Origin of the sequence: Streptomyces sp. NPDC021012 (assembly GCF_044333355.1) — a bacterium.
Taxonomy (GTDB): Bacteria; Actinomycetota; Actinomycetes; order Streptomycetales; family Streptomycetaceae; genus Streptomyces.
Genome location: NZ_JBIRQU010000021.1, coordinates 42,932 through 62,877, shown reverse-complemented (window position 1 = coordinate 62,877; position 19,946 = coordinate 42,932). Strand labels below are relative to the sequence as shown.

Sequence of the window (19,946 nt, the reverse complement as noted above, 5' to 3'; positions counted from 1 at the left end):
GGGCCGGTCCGGGGTCTGGATCATCGGGCGTCCTCGGTGTAGGCATCTGTGAACCGTCGGACGGGGGTCCATCGGGCCCGGGCGCGCGGGAGGCCGGTGGTCGGATCGATGTCGGCGATGCGGATGCGGCTGCCGTCGGTCTCGGTGACGGTGACGCGGAGGCCGGTGGTGTACCGGGACTTCCAGATGCTGCCGACGGCGGGGGTGGTCATGAGCGGGCCTCCTCGGCCATCCGGTCCAGGCGGTTGGCGATCTCCTGGGCGCTGTAGCCCTGGCGGCTGAGTTCGCGGCCGAGCTCGGCGGCTTCGCGGAGGGTGGCGGCCCGAACCTCGGCGGCGTGGGCGTCGATGAGGCGGATGATGCCGGTGCCCTTGGCCATGCTCTGGGGGTCCCAGCGGTACCAGGACTGGTCGAGGGCGTCGTACAGGTCGTCACGGGCAGCCTGCTGCTCGGTGGGCTGGGTCATCGCTCGTCCTCCACGGTGTCGGCTGCGGCCTGGGTCTCGGCTGCCTGCTCCTCGGGGGTGAGGGGGCGGCCGTACTGGGGCACCCACGTGCCGGGTCCCACGAGGGCCTTGATGCGGTCGCGGAGGAAGGCGGCTGCCTCGCCGTGTCCGAAGGCGCACAGGTTGCTGGCGGCGCGGGCGAGGATCTCGGCCTCGTCGGTGGCCTGTGCTTCGGCCGGCTGCCCGACAGCGGAGGCGGCGGCCAGCTGAGCGCGTGCTTCCAGCGCGGCGGTACGCCACCGATTGATCACGTCCCGAGCGTCGGCGGGCTCCAGGTAGTCGCCGCACCCGCAGTCCTGACAGACGTCCTCAACGTGCCGCTGCTCCTGATGCCCGCAGATGCACGGCATGGTCTCGGTGCCGGCCTGCCCGGTGGTGGGGGCGGTGGCGCGGAGGCAGCCGGTGTCCGAACCTGCGGTGTGGATCCAGTCGGCGCCATAGAAGGGCTCGATGGGGTGGCCGCAGGTCGAGCAGCGCGTCTCGGTGTCGGCCTGCCCGGTGGTCTGGGGCGGCCAGGTCGGGGCGTAGCCGATGCAGGGGCATTCGGTGCAGGCGCTGAGGTGCCGGTCTTGGGGGTGTGTGCAGGCGCAGGCGGGATGCTGGGTGACCATGTCGCGGATGAACTCGTCAACGACGCCCGGGGCCGGCTTCCCGGAGGCAGGCTGCTCCAGGACGTACCCGGATCGACGCGGCTTCCCCGCCTGGGTGGTCGCCGAGTCGTGGAGCGCGTTGACGAGCATGGGCCGCGGGCGCTTCCCGGTGCTGGCGTCGACGACGAGCGCGCGGTTCTCGCCGGGCGTGTAGGACTTGATGCGGATGCGGATGCTGTCGCGGGGGTCGGCGGATCGGTAGGTCTGGCCGGGCTGGATGGTCATGCAGGGATCCTCTGGGTGTTCAGGCGGTGCGGTAGACGTTGGCCGTGGCGATCTGGACGCCGGTGGCGGTGCCGTCGGCGAGGAGGTGCCAGCGGGCGTACTCCTCGACCCAGGTGAGGGTGGGCCGGTACGTGGGCTCCTCGTCGTCCTGAGGGCCGTACTCGTCGTCGAGGTAGTCGTGGGCGGCGTGCTCCTTGGCGGTGTCCTCGTCGAGGTAGAGGGCGTGCCCGTGCCATGTGGGGTGGTCGTCCCACCAGGCCTGGTGGAGGACGAGGGCGACAGCGAGACGGCTCGGCTGGTCGGTCATGTGTGGCTCCTGTGGGTGGGGGCCGTCCCGGAGTACGGCCCGGCGGCGAAGGTCAGGCGGAGGCGGCCGCGAGGCAGGCGGCGACGATGACGACGGCGGGCGCGTCGCTCGGGAACTCGATGACGGCGCCGTTCGGGCAGTCGAGGCCGGAGTCGCTGACCTCGTTGGAGACGGCCCAGACGGCGCCGGAGGGGTGGCGGACGATGCTGAGCGGCATGTCGTCGTCGCCGGTCCATCCGGCGGCCTCCAGGGCTTCGAGGACGTCGAGTCGGCCGAGCCATTCGCCCTTGGTCTCGGGCTGGGGGATGACGAGGTGGAGGTCGGTCATGTGCTGCTCCTTGGTGGTGGGATGCTGTGGGTGGCCCCGCTCGCATTGCCCGCGAGCGGGGCCGGCTTGTGTGCGGGATCAGGCGGCGGAGGTGGGGGCCGGCTCGGGCTGGTAGGCCCAGGCGAAGGTCCCGTCGCAGTGGGCGCCGAGGTGTCCGGGCTCCAACTCGCACTCGAAGCCGTCGTACTCGGCACCGCAGCACTCGTCGTCGGCGGGTCCGCAGTCGGGGCCAGTGCAGTCCTCGCGGCGCCCCCGGTGGGTTTCGAGGCCGCTGTGAAACGGGTTGGGGCCCTGGTGGGTGGGCTCGGGCATGTGCTGCTCCTTGGGAAAGGTCAGGCGGCGTTGCGGGCGCGGCTGCGGATGCGGTGGACGCTGCGCTTGGCACACCCCACCCGGGCGGCGATCTGCTTGGCAGTGAGGCCGCGGCTGTCGAGTCGGCGGACGGCTTCCGCTCGTTCCACGGGGTAGAGGTAGGCCGGCGGGTTTCCGGCGACGGCCCGTTCGATAGCCACAGGGTCGGGTTCGAAACTGGTGGTGGTTCGCCGTTTGGCCATGCGGCAGAGCCGGCAGTAGGTGCGCGGCTCGCCGTTGTACTTCTTGCCGTAGAGGCGAAGGTTCTCGGGGAAGGGATGGCCGTTGGGGCAGGTTGGGGGTGCGTCGCTCCTGTCGTTCACGATGGGCTCCCTGGGGAGGGTCAGAACGGCTTGTCCTGGTCCAGGAGCACGGCCCGGACAATGGGGCCGTGCGACCTGGTGTGGTTCCGGGGGTCTTTGCTGACCCAGAGGCGTTCCTGGGTGCGGATCCAGCGGCGGCAGTCGCCTTCGCCGCAGTCGGCGCAGAGACGGCTGGTGTAGGGGCGGTCGCCGGCGTGGCTCCATCCCGTCTCCTCGACCGTGGCGGCGTGGTACTGGGCCGGCGGGGTGTTGAGGCGGGCACGGCGGCGGGCGCGCATCCGGGCGAGGATCTGCGCCCGTGTCGGCTCCGCCCACCAGTGCACTCCGACGCTGGGCTTCCAGCGGCGGCCATGTCCGCTCTGCTCGGTGCCGCACCAGCGGCATCCGTACGGGGTGGGCGGCTGGCCGTTGGGGTAGACGATCGGGTCCCGGCGGAGGCCGGTGACGGGGTCGCGGGTGACGAGGGACATCAGGTGTTCTCCAGTGCGAGGCCCTCGGTGGGGCCGAACGGTACGGTCGTGGGGCGCGGTTCGGTGGGGACGATGACCGCGTTGTCGGGGAGCCGGTCGCGCCACCGCTGGGGGATATCGCCCTGTGCCCAGACGTCGTTCGAGGTGATCTCGCGTCCGTCGTGGAACCGGAAGGTGAAGACGGTGCCGCCATATCCGAGCCAGTGCGCCGGCCTGGTGTGGTTCATCGGGCCGACCATGTAGTGCTTGCCGTCGATGCGGGCCACGAGGTTCAGATCGTCGCCGGAGATGTGGGCGGGTACCCGGTCTCCGTTGTCGGCCCACTCGGTCTTCTCCTGCCAGTACCGGCAGTCGAAGCAGGTCTCGTCGGCGCAGCACTGGTTTTCAGGCATGAGGTGTCTCCGGTCGGAGCGGGATCAGACGGGATGGGGGCCGCGCGCCCCGGAAGGGGCAGTACGGGGCGCGCGGCCAGGGGTGGGGCGGCACTCGACGGGCTGCGGGTCGGTGCACGGGAGGGGGATGCCGTGCGGACCGCATGTCCGGATGCCAGGCCCCTGGGGGTGCCCTCCCCGCTGGGGGGTGTTGGGGAGGGCGGTACGGCCCCCTGGGGGTGGGGGCCGGTCTGGGGCCGTCAGATGGCGCTGGCGATGTCCTCGGCGAGGCGCTCGACGGTCAGGGCCTCGGGGGCGTGGCCGTCGTGCTGGTCGGTGGGGTTGGCCAGGTTCTCGATGGCGGTCATGAACCGGTCGTAGAGGGTGTCGTCTCCGGCGAGGAGATTGATGACGTCGGTGATGGTGTCGGTGGTGCTGCTCATGTGCGGTTCCCCTTCCATCCCCGGGGCGTTGGGCCCCTGTCGGGTTGTTGTCGGCTCCGCCAGACTACCCCCTTATCTATTGCGTACGCAATAGATAAGGGGGGAAGGGTTCCAGCACACAGAAGGGCCCGGCCCCACCCGGGACCGGGCCCCACAACCACTCACCGTCAGAAGGGAGGCTCCTCCGCACCCCCACCGGCGCCCCACGACCCGCCGGCCCCGCCATCAGCGCCCCACGACCCACCACCGGACGACTGCCCGCCCGACCCCGGCGCGCCCGTGCCCCACGGATCCGCCGTCGACGCCGCGCCCTGCTCCCGCCGCGCCCCCTCGTACGCCTGCGACCGACCGCCAGCCTTCGTCACCTTCGCCGTCACGCCCTTCAGGCTGGGGCCGACCTCCTCCACGTCCAGCTCCATGACCGTGCGCTTCACGCCCTCCCGGTCCTCATAGGACCGCTGCCTCAGCCGGCCCTGCACGATCACCCGCATCCCCCGCGTCAAGGACTCCGCCACGTTCTCCGCGGCCTGCCGCCACACCGAGCACGACAGAAACAGCGACTCGCCGTCCTTCCACTCGTTGGTCTGCCGGTCGAACACCCGCGGCGTCGACGCGATCCGGAACTTCGCCACCGCCGCGCCGCCCGGGGTGAACCTGAGCTCCGGGTCGTCCACCAGGTTCCCAACCACCGTGATGGTCACCTCGCCTGCCATGTGCTTCTCCTCGTCTCGTTGATGCGCCGGCGTGGCTACGCCGCACGCCGGCCGGTCTTCCCGGCCCATACGGTCTTGCTGGCTTTCGACGGACCCTTCTTCGGTTCCCGGACCGGTCCGCCGTACTGCCGGTACGAACGCCCCAGGCACACATCCGCGATGGTCCGGTCACGCACGCCGAATGCCAGGCCGAGCGTCAAATCGGTCTCGCCAGCTGCTGAGCGGGTACGGATCGCCACGACTTCGTCTTCCGTCAGGACCCGTGCCGCGGTCTGACTCAGCACCTTGGGAAACGGCCGGCCGTCACGCTCGTACGTGCGTCGCATCCGGGATACGAACACCGACGTGAACATGCTCCTGTGACCGTGAAGCCGGTCGACGTCGGTGAATGCCAGGCCTCGATCCACACACAGCGCAATGCCGAGGAGGCGTTCGTCGGCGGTCACCTCAACTCGGTCGCCGCGGGCGTACCGACGAACCGCGACCTCGTCGATGTCCTCACCCAACGTCGCGGGGGCCTCCGCCCCCAGGTTCGGCTTTGCGTCGGGGTCGTCCAGGGTCTCCTCGTCCCACGCCAACGGTGGCGCCCAGCCGTTGGCTTTTGCGGTCTGTCGCGTCTGCCACGACGTACCCGTCTTCATCGACAGCTGGGCGTACGCCTCCCGGATCCCGTCGTCGAGCTGGACCTTCAGCGTCTGCCACCGGCCCGCCACCAGAAGCGCCACAGTGTCGTGGGAAATGCCCGCAGCCTCGGCAATCAGGGTGACCGGGTGGCCAAGTACATAGAGGGCCTGGAGACGGCGCGTCGCGCCGACCGCGGGAACGTCGCCGAGAGCCACCCGCACGTCGAGCGGTACAGCCAGGATCTTCGTAACGGTGTCTCGGTGCGCGCGCACTCCCGTGGTTGCGAGCCGGACAACGGTAGTGGGGGCCACCCCAGCTTCTCGGCCGATCTGCCAGCTGGTCAGTCCCCGCGCGAAGAGCGCCTGAATGTGCTGGCGAGCCGGCTCCACCGGAACGGACCTCGGACGTCCTGCCAGACGGTCCAGCTTCCGCTCCGCGTCAGCCCGGGTGGCCGCCTTCGTGCAGGGCCTGCACTTGCAACCGCTCTTGTACCGGTTGGCCGTGCCATGGGCAGCGAGCTCCCGCTTCATGCCGCCACCTCCAGGTCTTCCGCCGCGACACGGGACTGCTCCATGAGCGTCACGGCACGGGTGACGTACTTGAACTCGACGCCGAGGTAGGCGGCCACCTCAGCGTGGATGGCCCCCAGTTCACGCAGCCGAGTCATGACGTCCGCGTGCTCGGCCACCAGCCGTTCGACCCTGCGGTCCTGGGTACGCCACGTGACCCAGGCGCCCTTGCCACCCAGCCACCACACCGCCAGCCGTACCGTCATCCCATCGGTGACCAGCCCGTCAATCCGCAGCGACTCGGCCATCTCGTCCGGGGTGAGGCCGGAGCAGCGCAGCGGGTGCAGCCGGTACTGCCACGCCGGCTTCATCAGCATCCGCGCGACGTCCAGGTCGGGCCCGTGCCCGCGGAGCCGCTGCTCCCACGCAAGCGCGATCCGCTGCGCCGGCGTCAGCCCGCCGACCACGCCCCATCGGTCGCGGGAGAAACTCTCCCGCTTCACGACAGCGGTCAGGCAGTTGTCCAGGACCGGGCACTCTCGGCAGTGCCCGCGCGACTCCTCCTGGGCCTTTCCCGACGCCTCGAAGAACCGGTCGCCGCCGGCTCCCTTGCAGGCGGCGTCGTGGTCCCAGCGGCTCTCGTAGGGGCGCGCGGCGGCGAGTGCTATGGCGAGGCGGGTTTCGGTGGTCATCGGGGTTCTCCGAGGGTGTAGAGGCGGATGACGGCGCCGGGCTCGTCGAGGGCGTCGGGGTGCTCGCCGGGGAAGGTCTTGATGGCGGTGACGTGGATGATGCGGGAGTCGTCGACGACGGCCTGGGCGTCGGCGATGCCGTCGAAGGTGGAGCGCTGGAGCTTGTCGATGTCGCCGCTGTGGCGGGTGGTGGGCCAGGTGCGTTTCCGCTTGGGGGCGGAGGCGGGCTTGAGGACGGTGAAGACGATCTCGGCGGCGAGGGGTCCGTCGAGTGGGAGCTGGTGGACGGGGAGGCTGCCGATGTAGCCGGCGGTGAGGGCCTCGCGGGTGGCGGCGGTGACGAGGGCGCGCCAGGGCTTGACGCGCTTGGACTGTTCGACGAGGACGGCGCTGATGCGTCCGGAGGCGGCGTTGCGGCGGTGGCCGGCGTACTTCTTGCTGCCCTGAGGAGCGGGGCGGCCGTGGACGACGACGGTGAGGCGGAGGTTGCGTGTCTGGTCGGTGGTCACACCGGGCTCCTTACGCGGTCTGGGGCAGGTCGCGGTATCGGGCGGGGAGGTCGGCGCCGATGCGGGCGCATTCCTCGGTGAGGTAGCGGGCCCAGGTGTCGGGGTGGTCGGCCTGGAGGCGCTTGATGGCGGCGTCGCCGGCGAGGCGCCGGAGTTCTTTCGCGTTGGCCTTGTCGAGGTAGGCGGCTTCGCGTGCGGCTCGGGCGGTGGGGTCGATGTGGGCTTCGGCTCGGAGTTGCTGGCATTCGTCGCGGCGGGTGTGGAGGGAGGTGCGGTAGCCGAGGTGTCGGCGGCGCCAGTCGTGTGTGGCGAGTGATGTGTCGTCGGAGCGTTCGGCGAGTTGCTGTTCGGCGTCGGCGATGAGCTGGCCGAGGATCTTGTGCCAGCGCTTGAGGTTGGCGGGGTGTCGGAGGGCGAGGCGGTCGGCTGCGGTGGCTTTGCCGGTGGCGTCCTGGACGACGGTGGTGCGGAAGGTGATGTCGGGGACGGCCTGGAGGTACTGGACGCGCAGGGGGTCGGTGGCGGCAGAGTCGGGGAGTTCGCTGGGCTGGTGCTTGGTGAGGTGCCACCAGGTGCAGGGGCAGGCGTAGGGGTAGAGGGGGTGGCTGACGCCTATGCGGGAGCGGCGGGCGCCGGCCAGGGCGCCTTCGCGGGTGGCGTAGCGGTGCTTGTCGGGGGTGGGGCAGGCGGTCACCGCTCGGGCTCCTTCGGGTAGGTGTCGCGGCTGGTGGGCACCTTGTGGCGCGGCTGGATGCTGCGGATGAGGGCGTGGTGGCGTTCGGTTTCGAGCGGGGCGATGCGCTGGGCTTCGGTGAGGGCCTGGTCGCGGGTGTAGCGGTAGATCTCGGAGCGGGTGAGGACGCCGCGGTGCTCCCAGTGGGTGCCGGTCCAGGCGTCGCCGTCGAGGGCGATGGCCCATCCGTCGCCGTGGCCGTCGAGGCGCTTTTCGACGCGGAGGTCGGCGAAGGGGCCGAGGGGGTGGCCGGGGCAGGGGATGCGGAACTCGGCGGCGAGTTCGAGGGTGGCGGCGAGCTGGCGGACGTAGTCGTGCTCGGTCATGCGACACCGTCCGCCGTGCTGGGGTTGATGTCGGGGAGCGCGCAGCCGGGGCAGGCGTGGTCGTCGCAGTCGTCCTCGTGGAGTTCGGGGATGAACGGGTTGGCGATCAGCTCGGACAGGCCGGCGAGGAGCTCGGCGCGGTTCATGCGGCACCGTCGGTGTGAGCGAGTTCGGTCTCGGCGGCGGTGACGGCGAGCTGCTCCATGCGCTTCTCCAGGACGCGGTCGGCGTAGCCGAGGGCGCGCAGGAGGTGGCCGTGCTCGGCGTAGAGGGCGGCGCGGGCGGCGAGCTGGTCCAGGGTGAGGGTGGTCTCGTCGTCGTAGGCGTCGGCGCGGCCGGCGGCGTACTCGGGGTCGGTGGCGTAGGTGCCCGTGGTCGTGGTGGTGGTCTCGATGCTCATGGCGGTGGGTTTCCGTTCTGGGTGGCCGGGCGGGTGGGCCCGGCCGTGGCGGGTGGAGGGTCAGGCGGCGGCGCGCTGGCGGGGCATGTCGGTGACGTTGTCGGCGGCGTCGGCGGCGCGGCTCAGGACGCCGATGACGTCGCTGGTGTTGGGGCGGCGGCCGAGGAAGTGGTCGACGTCGAGGAGCCAGTAGGCGAGGTGCTCGATGTGGTCGTCGATGCCGGTTCCGGGGTCGTGCGGGGGCCGGGTGGGCAGGACGGCGGAGACCCAGCGGATGGCGGTGGTGACGGCCTCGTTGGTCTCGATGAGGAGGCGGGCGGTGCCGGGGTCGTTGATGAAGCACTTCGGAGTGGTGCCGGTGACGGCGCGGTAGATGGCGGCGGTGATGTCGAGGCGGCCGTCGGGGGCGGCGAAGTTCCCGAGGTCGGAGTCGAGGAGGCCGTGGTTGTTGAGGACCTGCTGGGCGGTGCGGAGGATGAGGCCGGTCTCGGACATGGGTGTCTCCCGGTAGGTGCTGTGTGGGGTCTGGGGTGGAGCGTTGGTCCGGCCCGACCGCGAGGGAGCGGGTTCCTCGACTTGGCGGCCGGGCCGGTGCTGGAGGGGGTTAGTCCTCGTGGGGCGCGGGGTGGGCGTCGGCGCAGGGTGCGCACTGGAGGCGCGGGAGGTTGTACGGGCCGGACGGTTCGACGCGGCGGAGGCCGGGGGCGGCGGGGTCGAAGATCGCGGGGCAGTAGCAGTCGGTGCACGCGCACTTGATGAGGCTGCCGCTGGGCGGGAGGTCGATCTCGATGGCCTTGGCGGCGATCTCCATGGCCCGGTTGTAGGTGAGGGCGTCGAGGGCGTTGTCGGCGTGGTCCATGCAGGTGTCGAAGACGTCCTGCTGGTGGGGGAGGAGCGTGCTGTGAATGGCGAGGGGCTGGGCGGTGCGGGTGGTGGTGAGCACGGTCATGGCGGCGCTCCGGTGTTCGGGTACTCCGCATCGGCCCGGTTGGGCTGGTGCGTTGTCGGCTCCACCAGACTAGGCCTTATCTATTGCGTACGCAATAGATAAGGCTGGACTCCGGGCACACAAAAGGCCCCGCACCCGGAGAGCCGGGGCGGGGCCTGGAAATCGCAGCTACGGAACGGACAGCTCAGGGAACGGGGCCGCCAGCGACCCACTCGCCATGGGCAACGAGGAGGTCGGACAGGGACACGTAGACGATGCCAGCGTGCTTGATGGCGTCGACCCCCCAGCGACGCATCGTCCTCTCGGAGACGGGGTGCGGGGTCTGCGCGAAGAGCCGGCGGGCCTCCTTGAGCGTGACCAGGTCACGAGGCGGCAGGTGGGGCTGAACGGTACTGGCGGCCATGGCGTGGTGCTCCCGGGTCTCGGCGGGCCGTCGTTCGCAGCTCCGGCGGCCGATGTGCGGGTGTGGTGCTGTGGTGCGCTGACGGCAGGTCGGGAAGGGTCCGCCGTCAAGTGTGGATGGTTCTTAGACTCGCGAGGTGGTGCTCAGGTTGCACGGGCCGCGCGACGGTTTTTCCGTGCGATGTGGTCCTCGGCGAGCTGGGCGAGGGTCCATCGGGTGGCCTGGCCGTCGTCGTCGGCGCAGTGCCGGTTCCAGCAGACAACGCTCTTGGTGTGGCGGTCCCAGACCAGGCCCCAGGTGACGCAGCTGGGGCAGGGGTGCCGACGGATGATGTCGGCCTCGCCGATGAGGATGGCGTGCTCGAGACCCTGCCGGTAGATGACGGCGTCGCGTGCCTGTCGGCGTTCCTCGTCGAGGTGGGGGGTCTCGGCGACCAGCCACTCGTAGAGGTGCTCGAGCTTCGCCGGCCTCGGCTCGTAGGGCTCGTGCTCGTCGCAGAGTTCCTTCGCCAGGGCGACGGTCTCCGTGACGGCGTTGCGCATGTGGTCGTAGACGTCGATGCGCATGGCCGCGGCGGGCTCGGTGGTGCGGGCGACGCGTTCGGCCCGGGGGCCGGTGGCGCCGGGCGCGAGGAAGTGCTCCTGGATGAGGCGGAGGCGTTCCGCCGGGCTGGTGGTGTCCCCACTGTTCATGCTGTCCCCGTCCGCTGTACGGCCCTCGCGGGCGCGGGTGCGTGACGGGGTGCCAGGGACTCGCGCCCGGGGCCGGAGTTAATCACTCCGGGTGTTCCGGACGCCTCATCGTGGCATAGGTGGGGCGGGTGTTGACAGCGCTGTGTGCATATCGATCAACTCCGCGCGATCAATAACCGACCGCGCGGTCGCATTCCCCGTGGCATATGCCCTGGCTACACCAGGTCTGGGGCCTGGGCCAGGTCAGCGAGCATGGCCCGCAAATTTTCCCAGCCGGTCTCGTCGATCACGTCGGTCGCGTGCGCTCCGTCGATGAGAAGGACGGTGGCTTCGAGGGCGGTCCGGTAGGCGGCGGCCGTCGCGGGGTCGTTGAGGGACTGCCCGGTCGCCTGGTACATGGCCTGGACCGTCAGGGCGACCTGGAAGGCCGGCGTCGACGGCGGTTCCGGCACCGGTTCGGCGACGCGCGATCGGCGACGGCGGGAGTGGTGGGCGAGATGGATCACAGATCCCGTGCCGGGGCCGGGCGGGCCGGTCTGGGGCACGGGGGCGTGCTCTGCTGAGGGCATCGGGGGCGTCTCCGCTCCGTGGTGGCAGTGTGGGAAGGGTCCTCAGTCCGGCGCTCCCCTTGGCCGGGCTTCGGGTCCGGGATGACTGCCTGACACCCCGGGTTGCCACTGTGCACGCCGTTGTGCCGCTGTGGCGAGGATTCATTTTGTTTTTCACAGCTCTCACACTGCACAAAACAGCACGATTGGGCCGTATCGTCCGGTCTTTGGCCGAAATCGGTACCGTACTGGCCAGTACAGGGTATGGCGAAGCCCCCGCCGGCCGGGGTCGGAGTGTTTCCGACAACAACCCGGTGGCCTGCGGGGGCCTGAGACCTCACGAGCGCGTGCCCGTCAGATGACGGCGATTGTAGCCAGACAGCTCGGCACGACGGTAGACCCGACCCGGCTTCGTATAACGGCGTTATACGAGGACCAGGGGTTACGTCAGGTTCGCTCGTCCCGAAGCATTCGCTCTGCAACCTCCTTCAAGATCCTTCCCAGGATCAGGCGGCGGCGCTCATCGAGGCCACGCTCAAAGTCCGCAGCCAGCACCTCAACGTTGCCGCACGCTGTGACGTACTGATGGAGCGTCGAACTGCGGTCCTCATCGGCAAGGCCGCTCAGGTCGATGCCTGCCCGTCCCCGTACAGGAGCCGAAGTGGTGCTGGCCGGCTGCAACGGTGGCGTGGCTGCGGCAGAGTGCGTCTGTTCGGGGAGCAGGCCAGTACGATTCCTGCCCTGCTGGTCTTCAAGGCCAAGCTCCCCCGCAGTGCCCGTTCCGGCTGGGACCACAGCCGGCTCCGGCTCCATAACGGCGTTATAGCCGGTGGACACGTTCTCGCCCTGCGGTGCTGGAGTCATGGGAGCTCGGCGGGCCTGCTTCTTCGCCTCCTTGGCTGCGGCCTCCTTCGCCTTGATTGCAGCCAGGTGCGCCACCTGCTCCTCAGGCTTCTTGTTTCCGACACTCCGCAGGTGGGCGGCCTTCTCCTCGCCGTTCTTGAGGCGTTCCGTGAGTTCCGGAGTGAGGTTGAGCAGGCCGAGCCGCTGGGACACCCAGGCCTGCGTGCGGTGCAGCCGGGCGGCGAGCGCGACCTGCGTGCCGTGAACCTTGAGCAACTGCGCAAGAGCGTGGGCCTCGTCCAGCGCGTCGAGCTCCTTGCGGTGGACGTTGGCGACGAGTGCCGATTCGAGCAGCTCGTTGGGGTCGCTTCCCATCTCGTTGTCGACCATGACCTTGATGGTCAGCAGCCCAGCTTCACGGGCAGCGGCCAACCGGGAGTTCCCGTCGATCGCGACGTACCGGGTGCGGGGTTCGAGTGCGTCCTCGCGCCCGGGGTTCGCCTGCAGGTAGGCGGATCGGCCCATGACGGTGATCGCGGTCTTCTGCCCGTGGTCCCGCAGACTTCCTGCCAGATCGGTGAGGTCGCCGAGTTCCGTGCGGGGGTTGTCGGGGTTGAGGCTGATGTCCTCGACAGGGAGGTGGGTTACCACCTCGGTCTCCTCGATACCCATCTGCTGGCGGAACAGGTCCCGCCGGCTTCGTGTATGCGCGGTTTTGAATGCTGAGGAGGCGCCGAGTGCCTGGGCCTTCGTCTGACTCATCCGGCTACCGCCTCCGCGATGTTGCGCATGGCCTTGGCCTGCTCGCTCGTGGGCGCGTAGGCCAGGAGCGGCTGCTTCAGCCGTACGGCTTCGCGCTGCTCCTTGAGGTCGTTGATGACGGCCAGGACTGGAGGATCGCCCATCGTCTCCCAATCCTTCAGGGACGAGGTGGCTACCACACCGCGGCGGCTGTCGTAGAGGTTCACGACCAGACCGAGGTAGTCGACCTCGACACGAAGGTCGACGCAGAGATCCTCTATCTGCGCGGCGAGCATCCCGTAGGCGGTGGCGGAGGAGTCTTCGGCGAGAACCGGAATGATGACGCCAGACACGCCTGCCGGCTCGCCGGTACGCCGGTGGCTGTAGTACAGGGCTGCGTCCATGGCGAGACCGAGGCTGGGCGGGCAGTCGACGACCACGACGTCGTAGTCCGTCTCGAGCGAGGCCAGCGCCTCTTCGAGGACGCGTTCCTTGTGGAATCCACGGGTCTGGACAGCCTTGACGCCGACCCTGACGTCGAGGAGGAATCCATCGAAGCAGGCGGGCAGGAGGTCGATCCGCTTACCGAAGCGTTCGCCGTCGACCGTGACCAGGAGCTCCCGCAGGTCGCCGCGCCCCTCGCCGCACATGTGCGAAACGAGGCTGTCGTGGCCGGGCGGGATGGGGGCGAAGCCGAGCTGGTCGGTGAGGTGGCCCTGGGGGTCGTAGTCGACGAGCAGAACCCGCTTGCCAGCTTCGGCGTACGCCTGGGCGACGCCGGCCGAGATGGCTGTCTTGCCCACCCCGCCCTTCTGGTTACAGACGATCTTGCGTTGAACGATCCCGCCCTCGGGGCGGTCGCTCGGTGACGGGTTCTCGTCCAGCCATCGGCGTACCGCCTGTGCGAGGCCCTGGATGTAGGAGACATCGCGGTCGGTACAGGTTTCCTTGAACGCGTCGTACACGCCGTTCGGGAGCCAGGTGCTGAACGAGTCCGCTCCAGTGGTGTCGACCCCGCCCGTGCCTGCGGGCCGGTCGCGCCAGTTGGTGAGGGCTGCGGTTACTGCGTCCTGGATGTCCAGCTGCAGCTCAGCTGCCCTGATCTTGAGTTCCTGCTTGAGCGCGGGCGGAAGCTTCGACGCTACCTTCTCCCTGTCGCTCTGGGGGTTGGGAGATGCCATGGCGTCACCTTACTGACCCTCGGGCTACACGCCAGACACCGGTATCACTCTCGGGTGTGTCGAACGTTCTTCTGCACCCGCAGGTATAACGGCGTTATACCGACGAGGTCCGGATGATCGGCAGCGTGCTTCAGGAGGGCGGTATAACGCCGTTATACCGACACCCGCCCATCGACAGCCGAACAATCAAGCAGCGTCGAACACCTGACGGGCCTCGTCCACGCCGGTAGGCCGACCGGTGCGGGCGTAGCGGCGGGCGGCCTGAATGCTGGCCTCGATGCCGGTCAGAGGCCGCTCGCGCTGTTCCCTCTGCTCCTGGAGCTCGAGCTGGGCAAGGTACTCGGCGTGCTCCTCGGGCGGGAGCCGACGGGCGCGGAGGGCGGCGTCCTGGCGGACGCGGGCGGCCGCGATCCGCTCGGCGAACTCGGTCCGGGGCACGGGGTCGCCGCGGTGTTCGTGGTGGGCGGCGAGCGCGCGGAGGTATCCGGCCGACGGTGGTACGGGCGTACGGACGGGCTCGGCGGTCGGCGCAGGCTCGACCGGTTCGGGGGCGCTGGCCGTGGGGCCGAGGGAGGCGACGGGCAGAACGCCGATCGCCTGGACGACGTCGGCGCCGAGCTTGGTGTTGATCTGCTGGCAGAGCTGGCCGCCGAGGAGCCGCAGCTGCGCGGCGTAGGCGTGAGAGCCGGGGCGCAGGTCGAGCCGGCCGAGGTCGGCGTGCCAGGCGACCGCGATGACGCGGCCATCGAACTGGGGGCACAGTTCGGAGAAGCGACTCAGGATGTCGCCGCCGCGCACTCCGGCGTTCCAGCCCTGCTCGGCACCGAGGCGCTCCAGGACGGTGGCGAAGGTCTGCGGGTCGCGTCCGTCGCTCCGGCGTCGCTGGGGTCGGCGTACGGGCGCGGTGGGGCCGGTGCCGGGGCGGCGGCCGACCTTGTAGGCGGCGAGGGCTTGACGGGCAAGGTCGGCGCCGGACAGCTGGGGTTCATTCATGCCGCACCGCCGAAGTCGAGAGTGAGTGCAGAAAGACGCGTAGCCGCGGTTTCGCAGTAGTCCTCTCGGCCTTCGATTCCGATGGCGCGCCTGCCGGCTTGGCGGGCGGCGTCGAGGGTTGAACCGCTGCCTGCGAATGGGTCCAGCACCAGGCCGTTGACGGGGCACCCGTAGCGGATCAGCGGGTCGAGAAGGCCACTGATGGGCTTCTCCGTGGGGTGCAGTCCTCTGCGGGGGGCTGGGGCGTAGAGCACGGAGCGCATCATGCGGGTGCCGTCGTCGATGTAGGTGTGGGCGCCGATGGTGCCGGTGTGGGTGGTGCGCGAGGCGTTGCCGCGGGCGCTCTTGTTCGGGCCGGTGTATGCGGCGCGGGGAACGTCGTGGTGTACGTCGGACCACGGCCCCTGGTACCAGTGCACGACGTGCTCGTGGACCCCGCGGAAGCGGTCGGTGGCGAATCCTGAACCGTTCGCCTTCTCCCACACAACCCCGTGGGACATCTTCCAGCCCCCCAAGGCGAACTCGGTGTTCCGGTCGAAGAACATGCGCATCGAACCGAAGCACCACATGGACCGGGCGTACTCGGACAGGAGCGAAGGCCATTCGTCAGGCCAGACGTCCCATTCGAGGCTGGTCTCGACGTAGGGAGGGTCGGCGACGATCAGATCGGCCGCGACCTGCAGGGCGGGCAGGACCTCTCGGGCGTCACCGTGGTACAGGGTGACGTGTTCGTCCTGGTAGTACGGGCTGATGCTCATGAGGGGGCTCCCTTCAGAACGCGGGGGTGATGGTGCGGAGCGCGCGGTCGACGAGCCGGTTGGTGTAGAGCCGGCGGGCATCAAGCTCGGTCATCCCGCAGTCGAGAGCGGCCAGGATGAAGCCGAGGTCCTGCTCGGCCCAGGCACGGTGCTGCAGCACCTCCTGGCGGGACAGGTCCTCCAGGGCACGGCTGTCCTCGAGGCCGTGGCAGCTGACGTCGTCGCTGACCGTCTCCCGGCTGCTGAGGATGGCCGCGTTCCAGGCTCGGGCCACGTGGGCGCTCTTCGCGTGGGTGACCTCGCCGGATGCCTCGCGCTCCGCGCGGACGGCGGCAATACGCTGCTGGCGCCGCTGCTCCTCAGCGCGGTGCCAGACCTCGACACCCGCAGCGCGCTGAGGAGCAGTCGTCCAGAGCTGGTGCGCGCCCTTGAGGCGGTGGGCGAGCATCCCGGACGGGCGCCGGGCCGAAGGTACGTCCGCCAGCGACAGGAACGCGCGGACGTCGTCGACGCTCCAGCCGGCGTCGGCCACGTGCCGGACGATCCACGCGATCCGCGGGGCAGCCGCCTGCTTGAGCCACGGCACCGACGTGATGAGCTCACGCGCCAGCTGGTAGCGGCGGCCGACCCGGTTGAGGGTCCGGGCCTTCGGCTTCTGCTGCTTTGGGGTGAGGGACGACTTCTTCCCGCTGGCGAGCTTGCTCTCAGAGGGAAGAGTGGGAGAACCGGCAGAGGAGACAGTTGAGGTACCTACCTGCATTGGGGTGCAACGCCCCTGGTCGTCCACAGACTTGTCCACACCCGGCTTTGTCCGCTTTCGCCGGACCTTGCGGGCGGCCTTCCTCGCGAGGACACCGATGGCCTTCCGGCCCTCCTCGGCGATCCCGACCGCGACCCGCTCGTACGCCGGGGCCGTCTCGTCGCGCAGCACCGTACGGATCCCGAGCGCCACGTCGAACGCCGCGGGGATGACCCGCTCGTACACCGACGCCAGCCGGACCCGACCCGCGAGGCGCGTGCCCTTGGAGCGGTAGACGAGCAGCCCGGCCGCGCGCAGGTGCGCCAGGTGGTACTTCACCGTCCGCGGGGACACGCCGAGCTTCCGGGCGAGGTAGTCGATGCTGGGCCGGCACTCGGCGAGCGCGGCGATCTCCTGCGCGATGGCGACGGTAGTCGGACCCCACTTCGGGCCGTGCCCGGGCTGCTGGTCGTAGAGGCCGCAGCCCGCGAGCCAGTGGACGGCCTGCATCCACGAGTACCCCTCGGGCGCGATCCGCCCGGTGGTCGTCGACAGCCACTGGTCCGCGTCGGCGACACGGAAGGCCTCGAGAACGGCCTCCGGGTGGCTCGGAGTGCCACCCGAGAGAGGGGAGATAAGCCGCGAATCGCCCGTGCGGGCGTGCGGAAGCTGACAAGAGGGGGTTGCGTACTGCAAGATGTACCTGCTTTCGGTACTAGCTGAGGGCACGAAAGGGCCCCCAGTTGGTGGGTCAGGTTCGGGAGAACCAGGAAGTCGCTCGACCGCTCGGGCCCCGTCGCCAAACGGGATCCGGAAGTCGGGCCTTAGCTCGGACTGTCAATCCGAGCCGTAGGAAGGGCCGCGCACGGTGCGCCAACACCAGCGGCCGGCGGTAGAGGAGAGAGCCCCCGCCAAGGGGCCCAGGACCTCCCGCCTAGGAAGTCGCTACGTCACTCGATCCCCTTCACTGGGTGGGGTCTGCCCCTGCGGTCCAGCAGGGGAAGTCTCTTCGTCCGGGAGCACCGTTCCGTCTTGCGCCCAGACGACGTAGCGCCGGTACGCGCCCGCCACGACGGCGAGAGCACGGTGGTGGCCCGCGTGATGGTCGGCCTCGTTGCACAGCGTCCCGAAGTCCGCGCCCAGCAACGGGTACGCGAAGGAGCAGAGCTCGCTGTCCGGGAGGTCGGGGAAGGTGTGGGCGGCCGCGATGGCGACGGCTCCACCCTGGCCGCTCATGCGGTGGCGGAGATCAGCACGAAAGGGACTGCACTCGACACCGGTGTGATCTTCACGGTGGAGTGGAGGGTCCCACTAGTTGCCTGCCCGGGAGGGCGGCTACTCTGACGCATGTCGGTACTGCCTTTCGACGCATGGGGCGTACCGGCGGAGCCGGCACCTTCTTCGCGGTTGTGTGTCGGCCACGGCCCCGCTCCAAGGTGCTACCAACACCGAGGACTGCAGCGGGGCCTTCACCCTTTTCAGGGCTCCGGCCGGTGGCGCCGTCGGGCCGCTCGTGTCTGAGTGGTCGTCTGGCGACAGGCGCAGCCTATCCGTTCGGCTCGGCACAGTGCTACCTCCTCTCCGAGATCGATTTAGTCGTGTCGTACGAGCCCACTTGTCATCAGATATCCAGGTCATCGGACATCCGTACGGGCCAGGCATCGTGTCCTACGGTTTCTCACACTAAATAAGTGCATCAGGCGGCCGCCCTGGCCGTTCCAGAAGAAGGACAGGGCGCCGAACAGGAAGTGGGGGGTTCCCGGTTGGCGTCGAGGTCGAGGACCTGGCTGTCGTCGGTGGTCCGGCGTGCGGTGCGGGCGGTGGTTGCTGCGGCGCGGCAGGTGTCGCAGCGGCAGGCCTGGTGGTTGTAGCGGGACTCGTCGTGCGGTCGCTCGTCTTGCCGGGCGGCCCGGCCGCGGGCCTTCGCCGTGGCGAGCGCTTCGGCGAAGGCCGGGTCGGTGCGAGCGGTGCGATGGGGGACGTTGTGGTGGACCCCGACGTTCTGGGCGGCGTCGGCGAGGCGGGCGCCGGCCGCGACCTGGTCGAGGAACCGCTGTCGGGTCTCGGCGGTGAACTTGGTGATCGGCCGTCCGCGGCCCCGGGTCACGGCCGTTCCCGTACGGGCTCGGTGTCGGCGGGGTGGACGGTGGCGAGAGAGCGCGCGACCTGGCTGTCCATGGCCTCGTACCCGGCATCGGCGAGCGCGGTGCGCAAGCGGCGGAGGCTGGCCGTGTCCCACCGTGGGCGCTCGATGAGCCGGCCGAGCCGGTAGCCGACGACCAGGGCCTTCTCCCAGACGAGCTCGACGGCGTTGGGGTCGAGGCCGGGGAAGAGGAGCGCGGGGAGCTTCTCAGGCTGGCCGACGGTGTCGAGCATGGCGGCCGCGAGGATCCCGGCGAGGTACTCGCCGGAGGAGGCGGCCCGGTCGGCGAGCGCGCGGTCGGCGTCGGCCGTGGTGGGGGTGCTGGGGTGGGTGGTCATGCGGCTCGGGCCTCCAGGGTGCGGACGGGGAGCAGGAGCGGGACGGGCCGGGCGGTGGCCGGGGTGGTGCGGGCGAGGACCAGGCGGGGACGGCGTGGCGCCGGTGGGGTGGGCTGGTGGTCGAGGAGGCCGGTGATGGTGGTCTGCTCGGGCCGTCCCGGGGCGATCCGGCGCTGGCGGGAGCCGTCGGTGTTGGGGGCGGCGACGACGGGCCAGGGTCCGTCGGGGACGATCCGGGTCCGGGCGGGCAGGATGCGGTGGTCGATGGCGGCCTGGAGGAGCTGGGCGCGGGTGGCGGTCTCCTTGTCGAGGCCGACCAGGCGGCACAGGGCGGCGCGGTGCCAGTTCGCTGTGCGCAGGTCCATGCCGGCCCGGTAGGCGACGAGTTCGGCGTCGGTCTCCCGCGCGAGCTGCCGGAGGACGGCGCGCTTGGGCGCGGAGATGGCTTCCAGGACCTGCTCGTGGGACATCGGCCGCAGCGGCGCCCGGGAGGCCGTGCCGCTGGCATCCGTGCTCTTGCGGTCGGCGCGGAGCCTCTTCCCGGCGGTCATGCCGCCCTGGATGCCCTCGGCCTCGGCGAGACCGCCGCCGGGGAGCATGGCGTAGGTGCGGCACTGGGCCAGGACCGGGCATCGGTCGCAGATGGCGAGCGCGCGGCGCTGCTGTTCGGCGCGCTCGGCCGGGTGGAGGCCGCCGTCGGTGGTGGTGCCGACCCAGGCGTCGAGCGAGAGGTCGGGGTCGGCGGCGGAGTGGCGCGGGTTGTCGGGGTCGGGGGCGCAGCCGCGGTAGGCGTAGTGGCGGTGCTCGGTGAGAGCCTCGTAGGCGCGGCGGGCTTCGTCGAGCTGGCGGCGGTCGGCGTGGTTCACGGGGTGGGTCCCCCTTCCTGGGCGTTGCGGGCGAGGCGGGCGTAGGCGGCGTCGACGAGGTCGGTGGCGGCGGTGACGACATCGCCCTCCGCGCGGTGGGCGGCGAGCCGGGCGCGGAGGGCGTCGGTGTGGCGGGCGTCGCCGGCGCGGATCAGGCGGTCGTGGAGGGCCTGGACGCGGGCGCGGCGTCGGTGGTAGAGGGTGGCGGCGCTGTATCCGGCGAGGACGCCGGCGAGCGCGCAGAGGGTGTGCAGGGCGGGCTGGGGCATGGCG

General features: G+C 70.4%; 33 protein-coding genes. All 33 read right to left on the bottom strand.

Annotation, left to right across the window (positions count from 1 at the left end):
• Positions 1 to 20: 20 nt before the first annotated feature.
• Entirely contained in the window at positions 21 to 212 is a 192-nt protein-coding gene (locus tag ACH4TP_RS38025) for a hypothetical protein (RefSeq protein WP_398440456.1), read from the bottom strand.
• On the bottom strand, positions 209 to 466 hold the full coding sequence (locus ACH4TP_RS38020; protein WP_398440455.1) for a hypothetical protein: 258 nt from the start codon (positions 464 to 466) through the stop codon (positions 209 to 211). The genes ACH4TP_RS38025 and ACH4TP_RS38020 overlap by 4 nt, the downstream gene beginning before the upstream one ends.
• Positions 463 to 1,380, bottom strand: a complete 918-nt coding sequence (locus tag ACH4TP_RS38015) for a hypothetical protein (RefSeq protein WP_398440454.1) — start codon at positions 1,378 to 1,380, stop codon at positions 463 to 465. Before ACH4TP_RS38015 ends, ACH4TP_RS38020 begins: the two co-directional genes overlap by 4 nt.
• 19 nt (positions 1,381 to 1,399) lie before the next feature.
• Positions 1,400 to 1,687 (bottom strand): hypothetical protein, encoded by a 288-nt coding sequence (locus tag ACH4TP_RS38010; RefSeq protein ID WP_398440453.1) that lies wholly within the window; start codon positions 1,685 to 1,687, stop codon positions 1,400 to 1,402.
• A 52-nt stretch (positions 1,688 to 1,739) separates the two neighbouring features.
• Complete coding sequence (locus ACH4TP_RS38005) at positions 1,740 to 2,015, bottom strand: hypothetical protein (RefSeq protein WP_398440452.1); 276 nt, start codon at positions 2,013 to 2,015, stop codon at positions 1,740 to 1,742.
• A gap of 78 nt (positions 2,016 to 2,093) precedes the next feature.
• Complete coding sequence (locus ACH4TP_RS38000; protein WP_398440451.1) at positions 2,094 to 2,327, bottom strand: hypothetical protein; 234 nt, start codon at positions 2,325 to 2,327, stop codon at positions 2,094 to 2,096.
• A gap of 20 nt (positions 2,328 to 2,347) precedes the next feature.
• Entirely contained in the window at positions 2,348 to 2,689 is a 342-nt protein-coding gene (locus ACH4TP_RS37995; RefSeq protein ID WP_398440450.1) for a helix-turn-helix domain-containing protein, read from the bottom strand.
• A 20-nt stretch (positions 2,690 to 2,709) separates the two neighbouring features.
• Entirely contained in the window at positions 2,710 to 3,159 is a 450-nt protein-coding gene (locus ACH4TP_RS37990) for a hypothetical protein (RefSeq protein WP_398440449.1), read from the bottom strand.
• Complete coding sequence (locus tag ACH4TP_RS37985; protein WP_398440448.1) at positions 3,159 to 3,551, bottom strand: hypothetical protein; 393 nt, start codon at positions 3,549 to 3,551, stop codon at positions 3,159 to 3,161. The genes ACH4TP_RS37990 and ACH4TP_RS37985 overlap by 1 nt, the downstream gene beginning before the upstream one ends.
• 239 nt (positions 3,552 to 3,790) lie before the next feature.
• Entirely contained in the window at positions 3,791 to 3,973 is a 183-nt protein-coding gene (locus ACH4TP_RS37980) for a hypothetical protein (protein ID WP_398440447.1), read from the bottom strand.
• Positions 3,974 to 4,140: 167 nt separating this feature from the next.
• Complete coding sequence (locus tag ACH4TP_RS37975; RefSeq protein ID WP_398440446.1) at positions 4,141 to 4,686, bottom strand: single-stranded DNA-binding protein; 546 nt, start codon at positions 4,684 to 4,686, stop codon at positions 4,141 to 4,143.
• Positions 4,687 to 4,721: 35 nt separating this feature from the next.
• On the bottom strand, positions 4,722 to 5,840 hold the full coding sequence (locus ACH4TP_RS37970; RefSeq protein WP_398440445.1) for a hypothetical protein: 1,119 nt from the start codon (positions 5,838 to 5,840) through the stop codon (positions 4,722 to 4,724).
• The gene (locus tag ACH4TP_RS37965) at positions 5,837 to 6,511 is read right to left on the bottom strand and encodes a WhiB family transcriptional regulator (protein ID WP_398440444.1); all 675 of its coding nucleotides are present in this window, start codon (positions 6,509 to 6,511) and stop codon (positions 5,837 to 5,839) included. The genes ACH4TP_RS37970 and ACH4TP_RS37965 overlap by 4 nt, the downstream gene beginning before the upstream one ends.
• Positions 6,508 to 7,020: a RusA family crossover junction endodeoxyribonuclease gene (locus ACH4TP_RS37960; RefSeq protein WP_398440443.1), complete on the bottom strand. Its 513-nt coding sequence runs from the start codon at positions 7,018 to 7,020 to the stop codon at positions 6,508 to 6,510. Before ACH4TP_RS37960 ends, ACH4TP_RS37965 begins: the two co-directional genes overlap by 4 nt.
• 10 nt (positions 7,021 to 7,030) lie before the next feature.
• Complete coding sequence (locus tag ACH4TP_RS37955) at positions 7,031 to 7,714, bottom strand: hypothetical protein (protein ID WP_398440442.1); 684 nt, start codon at positions 7,712 to 7,714, stop codon at positions 7,031 to 7,033.
• Positions 7,711 to 8,079, bottom strand: coding sequence for a hypothetical protein (locus ACH4TP_RS37950; protein WP_398440441.1), 369 nt, complete (start codon positions 8,077 to 8,079; stop codon positions 7,711 to 7,713). Before ACH4TP_RS37950 ends, ACH4TP_RS37955 begins: the two co-directional genes overlap by 4 nt.
• Positions 8,076 to 8,225 (bottom strand): hypothetical protein, encoded by a 150-nt coding sequence (locus ACH4TP_RS37945; protein WP_398440440.1) that lies wholly within the window; start codon positions 8,223 to 8,225, stop codon positions 8,076 to 8,078. The genes ACH4TP_RS37950 and ACH4TP_RS37945 overlap by 4 nt, the downstream gene beginning before the upstream one ends.
• Positions 8,222 to 8,479, bottom strand: a complete 258-nt coding sequence (locus ACH4TP_RS37940; protein WP_398440439.1) for a hypothetical protein — start codon at positions 8,477 to 8,479, stop codon at positions 8,222 to 8,224. Before ACH4TP_RS37940 ends, ACH4TP_RS37945 begins: the two co-directional genes overlap by 4 nt.
• A gap of 60 nt (positions 8,480 to 8,539) precedes the next feature.
• Positions 8,540 to 8,974, bottom strand: coding sequence for a hypothetical protein (locus ACH4TP_RS37935; RefSeq protein WP_398440437.1), 435 nt, complete (start codon positions 8,972 to 8,974; stop codon positions 8,540 to 8,542).
• A gap of 109 nt (positions 8,975 to 9,083) precedes the next feature.
• Positions 9,084 to 9,428, bottom strand: a complete 345-nt coding sequence (locus ACH4TP_RS37930) for a hypothetical protein (RefSeq protein ID WP_398440436.1) — start codon at positions 9,426 to 9,428, stop codon at positions 9,084 to 9,086.
• 184 nt (positions 9,429 to 9,612) lie between these two features.
• Entirely contained in the window at positions 9,613 to 9,831 is a 219-nt protein-coding gene (locus ACH4TP_RS37925) for a hypothetical protein (protein ID WP_398440435.1), read from the bottom strand.
• 143 nt (positions 9,832 to 9,974) lie between these two features.
• Positions 9,975 to 10,523, bottom strand: coding sequence for a hypothetical protein (locus ACH4TP_RS37920; RefSeq protein ID WP_398440434.1), 549 nt, complete (start codon positions 10,521 to 10,523; stop codon positions 9,975 to 9,977).
• Between the two features lie 215 nt (positions 10,524 to 10,738).
• A complete protein-coding gene (locus ACH4TP_RS37915; RefSeq protein ID WP_398440433.1) occupies positions 10,739 to 11,029 on the bottom strand; it encodes a hypothetical protein in 291 nt (96 codons plus the stop codon).
• Between the two features lie 489 nt (positions 11,030 to 11,518).
• Positions 11,519 to 12,676 carry a ParB/RepB/Spo0J family partition protein gene (locus ACH4TP_RS37910; protein ID WP_398440432.1) on the bottom strand — a complete coding sequence of 386 codons (1,158 nt, stop codon included), beginning with the start codon at positions 12,674 to 12,676 and terminating at the stop codon, positions 11,519 to 11,521.
• On the bottom strand, positions 12,673 to 13,836 hold the full coding sequence (locus tag ACH4TP_RS37905) for a ParA family protein (RefSeq protein WP_398440431.1): 1,164 nt from the start codon (positions 13,834 to 13,836) through the stop codon (positions 12,673 to 12,675). The genes ACH4TP_RS37910 and ACH4TP_RS37905 overlap by 4 nt, the downstream gene beginning before the upstream one ends.
• Positions 13,837 to 14,022: 186 nt before the next feature.
• Positions 14,023 to 14,829, bottom strand: a complete 807-nt coding sequence (locus ACH4TP_RS37900) for a hypothetical protein (protein ID WP_398440430.1) — start codon at positions 14,827 to 14,829, stop codon at positions 14,023 to 14,025.
• Positions 14,826 to 15,587, bottom strand: coding sequence for a DNA-methyltransferase (locus tag ACH4TP_RS37895; RefSeq protein ID WP_398440429.1), 762 nt, complete (start codon positions 15,585 to 15,587; stop codon positions 14,826 to 14,828). The genes ACH4TP_RS37900 and ACH4TP_RS37895 overlap by 4 nt, the downstream gene beginning before the upstream one ends.
• 13 nt (positions 15,588 to 15,600) lie before the next feature.
• Positions 15,601 to 16,836, bottom strand: a complete 1,236-nt coding sequence (locus ACH4TP_RS37890) for a transcriptional regulator (protein WP_398440428.1) — start codon at positions 16,834 to 16,836, stop codon at positions 15,601 to 15,603.
• Positions 16,837 to 17,271: 435 nt separating this feature from the next.
• Complete coding sequence (locus ACH4TP_RS37885) at positions 17,272 to 17,562, bottom strand: hypothetical protein (RefSeq protein ID WP_398440427.1); 291 nt, start codon at positions 17,560 to 17,562, stop codon at positions 17,272 to 17,274.
• 460 nt (positions 17,563 to 18,022) lie between these two features.
• Positions 18,023 to 18,433: a hypothetical protein gene (locus ACH4TP_RS37880; protein ID WP_398440426.1), complete on the bottom strand. Its 411-nt coding sequence runs from the start codon at positions 18,431 to 18,433 to the stop codon at positions 18,023 to 18,025.
• On the bottom strand, positions 18,430 to 18,807 hold the full coding sequence (locus ACH4TP_RS37875) for a hypothetical protein (RefSeq protein ID WP_398440425.1): 378 nt from the start codon (positions 18,805 to 18,807) through the stop codon (positions 18,430 to 18,432). Before ACH4TP_RS37875 ends, ACH4TP_RS37880 begins: the two co-directional genes overlap by 4 nt.
• Positions 18,804 to 19,673: a WhiB family transcriptional regulator gene (locus ACH4TP_RS37870; protein ID WP_398440424.1), complete on the bottom strand. Its 870-nt coding sequence runs from the start codon at positions 19,671 to 19,673 to the stop codon at positions 18,804 to 18,806. Before ACH4TP_RS37870 ends, ACH4TP_RS37875 begins: the two co-directional genes overlap by 4 nt.
• Positions 19,670 to 19,942, bottom strand: a complete 273-nt coding sequence (locus tag ACH4TP_RS37865) for a hypothetical protein (RefSeq protein ID WP_398440423.1) — start codon at positions 19,940 to 19,942, stop codon at positions 19,670 to 19,672. The genes ACH4TP_RS37870 and ACH4TP_RS37865 overlap by 4 nt, the downstream gene beginning before the upstream one ends.
• Positions 19,943 to 19,946 lie beyond the last annotated feature (4 nt).